The 6,000-nt window shown below is 68.6% G+C and carries 9 protein-coding genes; 2 read left to right on the top strand and 7 right to left on the bottom strand.

Features of this window, described 5'->3' with window-relative positions; translation table 11 throughout:
- Positions 1-228 (bottom strand): hypothetical protein (locus JN535_RS19195; protein ID WP_205207402.1); only part of this gene is annotated, 228 nt, incomplete at its 3' end.
- 212 nt (positions 229-440) lie between these two features.
- Here JN535_RS19195 and wecB point away from each other — a divergent pair.
- Positions 441-1,643: a non-hydrolyzing UDP-N-acetylglucosamine 2-epimerase gene (gene wecB / locus JN535_RS19190; RefSeq protein WP_240201460.1), complete on the top strand. Its 1,203-nt coding sequence runs from the start codon at positions 441-443 to the stop codon at positions 1,641-1,643.
- Positions 1,644-1,916: 273 nt separating this feature from the next.
- On the opposite strand, the gene JN535_RS19185 is transcribed toward wecB, so the two are convergent.
- On the bottom strand, positions 1,917-2,573 hold the full coding sequence (locus JN535_RS19185; protein ID WP_205207401.1) for an RNA polymerase sigma factor: 657 nt from the start codon (positions 2,571-2,573) through the stop codon (positions 1,917-1,919).
- A gap of 363 nt (positions 2,574-2,936) precedes the next feature.
- Here JN535_RS19185 and JN535_RS19180 point away from each other — a divergent pair, with 363 nt between their 5' ends.
- Positions 2,937-3,323 carry a hypothetical protein gene (locus tag JN535_RS19180; protein WP_205207400.1) on the top strand — a complete coding sequence of 129 codons (387 nt, stop codon included), beginning with the start codon at positions 2,937-2,939 and terminating at the stop codon, positions 3,321-3,323.
- Here the strand turns inward: JN535_RS19180 and JN535_RS19175 are convergent.
- The 5 genes from JN535_RS19175 to JN535_RS19155 all read right to left on the bottom strand — a co-directional run bounded on the left by JN535_RS19175 (position 3,309) and on the right by JN535_RS19155 (position 5,890).
- Positions 3,309-3,530 carry a hypothetical protein gene (locus JN535_RS19175; protein WP_205207399.1) on the bottom strand — a complete coding sequence of 74 codons (222 nt, stop codon included), beginning with the start codon at positions 3,528-3,530 and terminating at the stop codon, positions 3,309-3,311. The two genes, JN535_RS19180 and JN535_RS19175, sit on opposite strands and share 15 nt — an antisense overlap.
- Positions 3,530-4,372 (bottom strand): class E sortase, encoded by an 843-nt coding sequence (locus tag JN535_RS19170; RefSeq protein WP_205207398.1) that lies wholly within the window; start codon positions 4,370-4,372, stop codon positions 3,530-3,532. Before JN535_RS19170 ends, JN535_RS19175 begins: the two co-directional genes overlap by 1 nt.
- Positions 4,373-4,564: 192 nt before the next feature.
- The gene (locus JN535_RS19165; RefSeq protein WP_374100527.1) at positions 4,565-4,795 is read right to left on the bottom strand and encodes a BldC family transcriptional regulator; all 231 of its coding nucleotides are present in this window, start codon (positions 4,793-4,795) and stop codon (positions 4,565-4,567) included.
- The gene (locus JN535_RS19160; protein ID WP_205207397.1) at positions 4,792-5,172 is read right to left on the bottom strand and encodes a hypothetical protein; all 381 of its coding nucleotides are present in this window, start codon (positions 5,170-5,172) and stop codon (positions 4,792-4,794) included. Before JN535_RS19160 ends, JN535_RS19165 begins: the two co-directional genes overlap by 4 nt.
- A 127-nt stretch (positions 5,173-5,299) precedes the next feature.
- Complete coding sequence (locus tag JN535_RS19155) at positions 5,300-5,890, bottom strand: hypothetical protein (RefSeq protein WP_205207396.1); 591 nt, start codon at positions 5,888-5,890, stop codon at positions 5,300-5,302.
- Positions 5,891-6,000: the final 110 nt, after the last annotated feature.

The raw sequence follows: 6,000 nt of genomic DNA, 5'->3' as shown, positions 1-6,000 counted from the left end.
ACCACGCTCGGCGGTGACGGTGTCGGTCCAGGTGGTCCCGCCGTCCACGGAGTAGAGCAGGTTGGACTGGGTTCCCTCGCCGGTGGCCGGGGCCGCGTTCGCGAGCGTGGCGCTGCTGAGGGTGAGTCCTGCGCACAGGCCGATTACGGCGGTGGCGCGGGTGGCGCGTCCTAGGGAGTTGCGCGCCCTTGTTCTCAGTCCCCTATCTGCGGGGGGGGTAAAGGTCATGTCTTTTCCCTTTCCGTGTGCCGGTCTGTGGGCGCGTGTGTGCCGTGACCGGGTTGGGCTTGCTCTGTGGTAGACGGTGGGCGGGAGTGTGTCTGACGGTGTGAACCGCAGGGTGAGCCCATCGACCGAGCCCGGCCTGTATCGGCACGGATCCCCCCGTCATTGCGCTCGGTCGTTCTCGTCTGTCCCGCTGCACGGGGCGTTCCGGGACGATGACGAGGAGCAAGACGATGAGCACTGATGGCAGCCGGCGCAGGATCGCCGTGCTCTACGGGACGAGGCCCGAGGCGGTGAAGATGGCGCCCGTGGTGGCGGCGTTGCGGGAGTCTCGCGATCTGACGCCCGTCGTGGTCACGTCGGGTCAGCATCGCGAGATGCTCGACCAGGTGAACGACCTGTTTGGGATCGTTCCGGACCGCGATCTGGGGCTCTTGCGGCACGGCCAGTCGCTTGACGACGTCGTGGCGGGCGCTCTCCAGGGTTTCGGTGCTTACCTGGACCGTCACCCGGTCGACGCGGTCGTGGTGCAGGGGGATACGAGCACCGCCTTCGCGGGGGCGCTCGCCGCGTACCACCGTCAGATCCCGGTCGTGCACGTCGAGGCCGGCCTGCGGACGGGTGACGTGTACTCGCCGTTCCCTGAAGAGGGAAACCGAAAGTTCGTGGGGTCGGTCACGGCACTGCACTGCGCCCCGACCGAGGCTGCGGCCCACAACCTCTACGTCGAGAACGTTCCGCGCGAGAACGTCGTCGTCACGGGCAACACCGTGATCGACGCCCTGCTGCGTACGGTCGAGCGGCAGGGCTCGACGGGCGACCCGGTGATCGATGTGGCCGTGTCCCAGGGGCGCCGTATTGTGCTCGTCACTGCGCATCGTCGTGAGTCGTGGGGTGCGGGGATCGGGGAGGTCGCGGGGGCGTTGGTCCGCGTCGCCAACCTCTACCCGGACGTTCTCGTGGTCTTCCCGATGCATCGCAACCCGCTCGTGCGAGACGTCGTCGTCCCGATCTTGTCCGAGGTGCCGAACGTCCACCTGACCGAGCCCATGGACTACGCGCCGTTCTGTCATCTGCTTGCGCGTTCGACCGTCGTGGTCACGGACTCGGGTGGCATCCAGGAGGAGGCGCCGGCGGTCGACGTGCCAGTGATCGTCACGAGGGACACGACGGAGCGGCCCGAGGTCGTCCAGGCCGGCGGCGCCGTCCTTGTTGGTACTGATCAGAACCGCATCGTGCGCACGCTGCGTGAGCTGCTCACGAACGAGCAGTTCCACGCCCGCATGGCTCGCGCGGAGAACCCGTTCGGAGACGGCCGGGCAGCCGAGCGTACGGTGAACGCGCTGCGGGGGATGCTCGCAACGCGCAGAGCTGTCACCGAACCGGTGGCGGACCGCCCGGCAGCACTCGTCTCGTAGGTGGTGACGTAGTGCCGCGTTCGGCTGTTGGTGATGGTCCCCCAGAGTGGGGCGGTGGGTTGCTGACGCCGTGCACCGCGTCACTCCTGTTCGGCGTCGACGAGGACAGTCTGGTCAATCTGAGTCGACGGGGCGTGTTACGCACCGTGTGGGCCAGCGACGATCGGGCTCTCTACACCGCGGGCGACCTGCTCGATGTCGTGCGCGCCGGGCTTGTGCGGCGGAGCATCCGATGATGACGGTTGTGCGCGGAGCCTGAAGTGTGTCCTGGGGTCAGATGTCGGGCGTACCCGTAGCCCTCAACTGCGAGGCCGCGCGACGTGCCTCTCGGTTTGCATTCATCGTGCGACGTACGGTCGCGCGAGCACGGACGAGTAGCACGGAGACCGAGTTCGGAGTGGTGTCGAGCTCAGCCGCGAGATCGGCCACGGTCCTGCCCGCCATGGCGACCTGCCAGAGGACGTAGCGCTGACGTTCCGAGCAGCCGGACATGCCCTGGACGGCTTCGTCGAGCTCTACCGAGCTCGTCGCGTGCGCACCGAGGTCGTACGCCGACGGAACGTCTAGCACCTCGTCGATCTCCACGGTCGGGAGCGACTTGCGCCGCGAGCGGTCGGTGGCTTCGTTGCGTACGGCCCGGGCGATGTATGTCCGTGCGTACTCGACGGGCCCCTGGCCGCGCTGGAAGAGGGCGAGAATGCGGGTGAAAGCTTCTGCCGCGAGGTCGTCTGCCTCCCATCGCGAGGAGGTGAAGCGGCGGGCGACTACCAGGGCGTATGGATAGTGCCTGCGCCAGAGCTCCGCGACCGCCTCCTGGTCCCCTCTGCGCGCACGCTCGCACAGAACCGTGTCGGCATCGCTCGTGTCGAGGTGGCGCGGCGCATACCCGCGCTGGCTCGTCGTGTGCTCGTCTGCAGTCCTGAGATCCATCCTTGGTGCCCCGTCCTCAGATGCTCGTCGTGGCTGCGTTGTGCCGCCTCGGCGAAGCAGGTGGTGTGTGACTTCACCCACCTAGATGCGACGCGGCGGGCATCGTGTCGTCGATCGAGGTGGTGATCGACAGGGTGATTCACAACCACGGGGAGGGTGATGCGGGGGAGGTCTTGATCGATGTCGCTCCAGTTCAGGGCGCTGGAGGAGGGCTCGTCGCAATGGTGGACGTGCAAAGGCTCGCCGAGAAGGAGCCGCGGGATGCGGCACGATCACACGTCGAGTCTCAGGCGAGATGGCTGGGCAGTGTCTTGCGCATGGGGATGCATGGGGTGCATAGCGACGTGGAGACGACTGTGGACTGTGAGGGAGCTGGTGATGGCGCGCGAGAGCGTCGTGATCTGGGTGGCGGGGACGGCAGTGCTCGTCGCGCCTTCGGGGGCAAGCGCGTGGGACCCAGACCGTGGTACGGCGAGTGGTGGTCGTGACGGTCTTGTGCGTGTGGAGTGGCTCCAGGAGCTGCGTACGACTCTTGACGCAGACAGCGCGATCGTGTGCGCGCCGCTGCAGGACCCCGACTGGTTGGTGCTTCCCGAGGCCAACCTCGAGCAGGTTCGTCGTGTCCTCCACGAGGAGGGCTATGACGTCGTCGTGGACGACCCGCTTCCCGCAGCGCCCTGCAGTGGGGACGCCCTTCTCGGCGTGGAGATCTCCGACTTCCAGCGAAAGGCTGCGCTACAGGAACCGTGATGGGGCGGGATCCTGGGGCGCAGTGGCCTGGTTGTGCGCGCGGGCAGTGTCGGTCTGGATGTTGGGGTCGTTGAACGGCATGTACTCGGACACGAGCGGGAACAGCCACTCGAAGCACGCGAGCACGACGGCGGCCGCGAGGACGAGCAGGATCAGCACCCGGCCCCACGCGGGCCCGGGCAGCACGCGCCACAGCGCCCCGTACATCACGCGCTCCCTTCGGCAGCCGGCGCGGCCTGGCCGACGAGGTCCGGCGGCGTGCCGTCCTCGACGGGCATCCAGTAGTCCAGCTTGGCGTTGACGATGAACCGCGCCACGAGCGAGTTCAGCCCGATCGGGTGGCACGTGGTCAGGGTCAGGTACCGCTCCGTCGGCTCGACGCCGGGCTGCCACGGCACAGGCGCGATGGCTTCGACCTGGTCGGGCTTCACGGCCTGCATGTGGTCCACGCGGTACACGTACCAGACCCCGCCGGCCTCGACGACGATCGGGTCGCCGATCTCGAGCTCCTCCACGTCGTGGAAGATCTTGCCGTACGTCTGCCGGTGCCCCGCGACCGAGAAGTTGCCGACCGCGCCCGGCATGACCGTCTCCGGGTAGTGCCCGGCCATCGCCTTGTCGAGGATCGACCGCTTGTCCGTGCCCTCCGCGATCGGCATCATCTTGCCGTCCCACCGCGGCACGTAGAGCGTGCCCCACACCTCGCCCAGCGCCGGCGCCTCCATGACCGGCGGCTCGTCCCGGCGCACGGCCGTCGCGACGTCCCCGGCGTCGGGGGTGGGCGCGTCCATCTCCTCCAGGACCTGCGCCTGCACGCGGTCGGCCTGCACGTCCGTCCACCACAGCTGCCACACCACGTACAGCCCCAGCAGGATGCCGAGCGTGATGAGCAGCTCCCCGACGACGCCGACGACCGTCGAGACCGCGCCGCGACCCGAGCCACGGCGAGTCGCCGGCCGCACCGACGGCGGGCGAGGACGGCGGTGCTGCGTTGACGGGGTGCTCGCGCCCAGCTCCTCGAGCCGGTCCCAGAGAGTCGGGTGGGTCATCGTGCGCTCCTGTCCATGTGATGGCGCGAGCAGCGGTGTGGTCGGTCCTGCGGCCGCAGCGCCGCGGATCCGTCAGGCAGCCGAAGCCAGGAGCATCCCTGAGGCCACGCAGCAAAGGCCGATGATGCCTACTGCGATCGCGATCCACGTGTCGGTTCCGCCGCTCCGCGTTGGTCGGCTTGTCGCCACCGGTCAGTCCGCCGTTCGTGGTTTCGTCGACTCGTCGAGGAGCTGCTCGATGGCGTCGGCGAAGAACCGGTGGTGGCCGCCCAACGTCAGGACTGACTGGATCTTGCCGGCTTGGGCCCATCGAGTGACGGTCTTCGGGTCGACGCGGAACCGGGCGGCGACCTCCGCCGGGGTGAGAAGCACCGTGCAGGAGCTATCACTCTCCCTCTGCGCGGAGCTGGGGCGCGCGATCACGCCGGCACCTGTGCCCGTGTCGGCTCGTGGTCTAGCGTGTCGGTCGGCTCGCAGAGCCGGAAGGCGGCCGCCAGGTAGGGGTCACGCACTCCCCGGTCAGGGTCGGGGAGCCAGGCGGCGAGGGCGAGATCGAGGTCGTCGACGAGCGCCGCTGCCGCTCGTCCGCGCGGCCCCTGGAGGAGCGTGCGGGAGCGGAGATCGGCCGCGACATCGGACGCCGTGAGGTAGAGGGCCCTGGCACCCAGCCCTGCCGCGTAGGCGTGGCACAACGGCACGATCCCGTCGAGGACCGCCTGGCTGAACGGTGTCGCCCGTCGCCAGTTCGCCCGTTCCACCCGATTCACGTATGCCCCGATCGCACGTACGAAGTCGCTCATGCGTATCCGCCTCCTGTGGTCCGCTTCTCCCCGCAGCTCTCCAGACGCGGCCGTAGTCCTGTGGTGTCGGGACCCCGAGGGTGATCTACGGGATGAGAACGGACAAGTCCCTCGAACCAGGAGAAGCTCACGAGTCGTCCACAGAGGTGTGAAAGTCGGTGCACGCCGTCGCCGCGATCGTCCGCAGCGTGGCCGCCGCCGCGAGTGTGCGGTCTGGAGCGGCGTCTCGCAGGGCGTGGAGACCGCCCCACAAGAGCTCGCGGGCGAGCGCTTCACCCGTGACGGTGAGCGTCGTGTTCTCGACCACGACCATCGCCTGCAGGATGTGCACCAGCGGCGACTGGTCGACGCTGCCCTGATCGCCGCGGAGGACCTTGGTCGTCCGCACGTCGATCGCGTGACGAACAGCGTGCCGCTCGTTGCGGGCAAGAAGGCCGAGGCGAGGACGTGCGCGTCGGGTGGGGTGGGGGCGGGCGTCCAGACGGTCGTGCAGCCGTTCAAGCTCGCAGGGTGTGAGCACAGGTGCCAGCACGGTGTCGACACGCGCGGTCGCCGCCCAAGGGAGCGCACGATGCCGCGTCGTCGTGAGGGTCGCGAACCCCCATATTGTCGGGAGCAGGATCGTTGTAGAGCGTGTCAGGTCCATGCCGGTTCCTTCCGCGAGATGCCCACGCCGTCGGGTGTCCAGACGGTTGTGCGGTGTCGGCGTGACGGCCATCACGTTGGGTTGTCGAGTTCGCCGTAGGAGGAGACCGGACGGGAGTGTTCTCCGGTCGTGCGGTTGGGGCGGTGGCTCCGTGAGGACCGAGCCCTTGTGGCTGCCGCCCT

Origin of the sequence: Cellulosimicrobium cellulans, assembly GCF_016921195.1 — a bacterium.
In the GTDB taxonomy this organism is placed as follows: domain Bacteria; phylum Actinomycetota; class Actinomycetes; order Actinomycetales; family Cellulomonadaceae; genus Cellulosimicrobium; species Cellulosimicrobium cellulans_F.
Note: the sequence above shows the minus strand (reverse complement) of the source record. Positions and strands in the feature narration are given on the sequence as shown.

What these genes read in the sequence shown, in the direction of transcription:
- JN535_RS19175 (WP_205207399.1), bottom strand. Translation starts at nt 3,530, where the DNA reads ATGTACGGGGCGCTGTGGCGCGTGCTGCCCGGGCCCGCGTGGGGCCGG.
- JN535_RS19155 (WP_205207396.1), bottom strand. Translation starts at nt 5,890, where the DNA reads ATGGCCGTCACGCCGACACCGCACAACCGTCTGGACACCCGACGGCGT.
- wecB (WP_240201460.1), top strand. Translation starts at nt 441, where the DNA reads ATGACGAGGAGCAAGACGATGAGCACTGATGGCAGCCGGCGCAGGATC.
- JN535_RS19170 (WP_205207398.1), bottom strand. Translation starts at nt 4,372, where the DNA reads ATGACCCACCCGACTCTCTGGGACCGGCTCGAGGAGCTGGGCGCGAGC.
- JN535_RS19185 (WP_205207401.1), bottom strand. Translation starts at nt 2,573, where the DNA reads ATGGATCTCAGGACTGCAGACGAGCACACGACGAGCCAGCGCGGGTAT.
- JN535_RS19160 (WP_205207397.1), bottom strand. Translation starts at nt 5,172, where the DNA reads ATGAGCGACTTCGTACGTGCGATCGGGGCATACGTGAATCGGGTGGAA.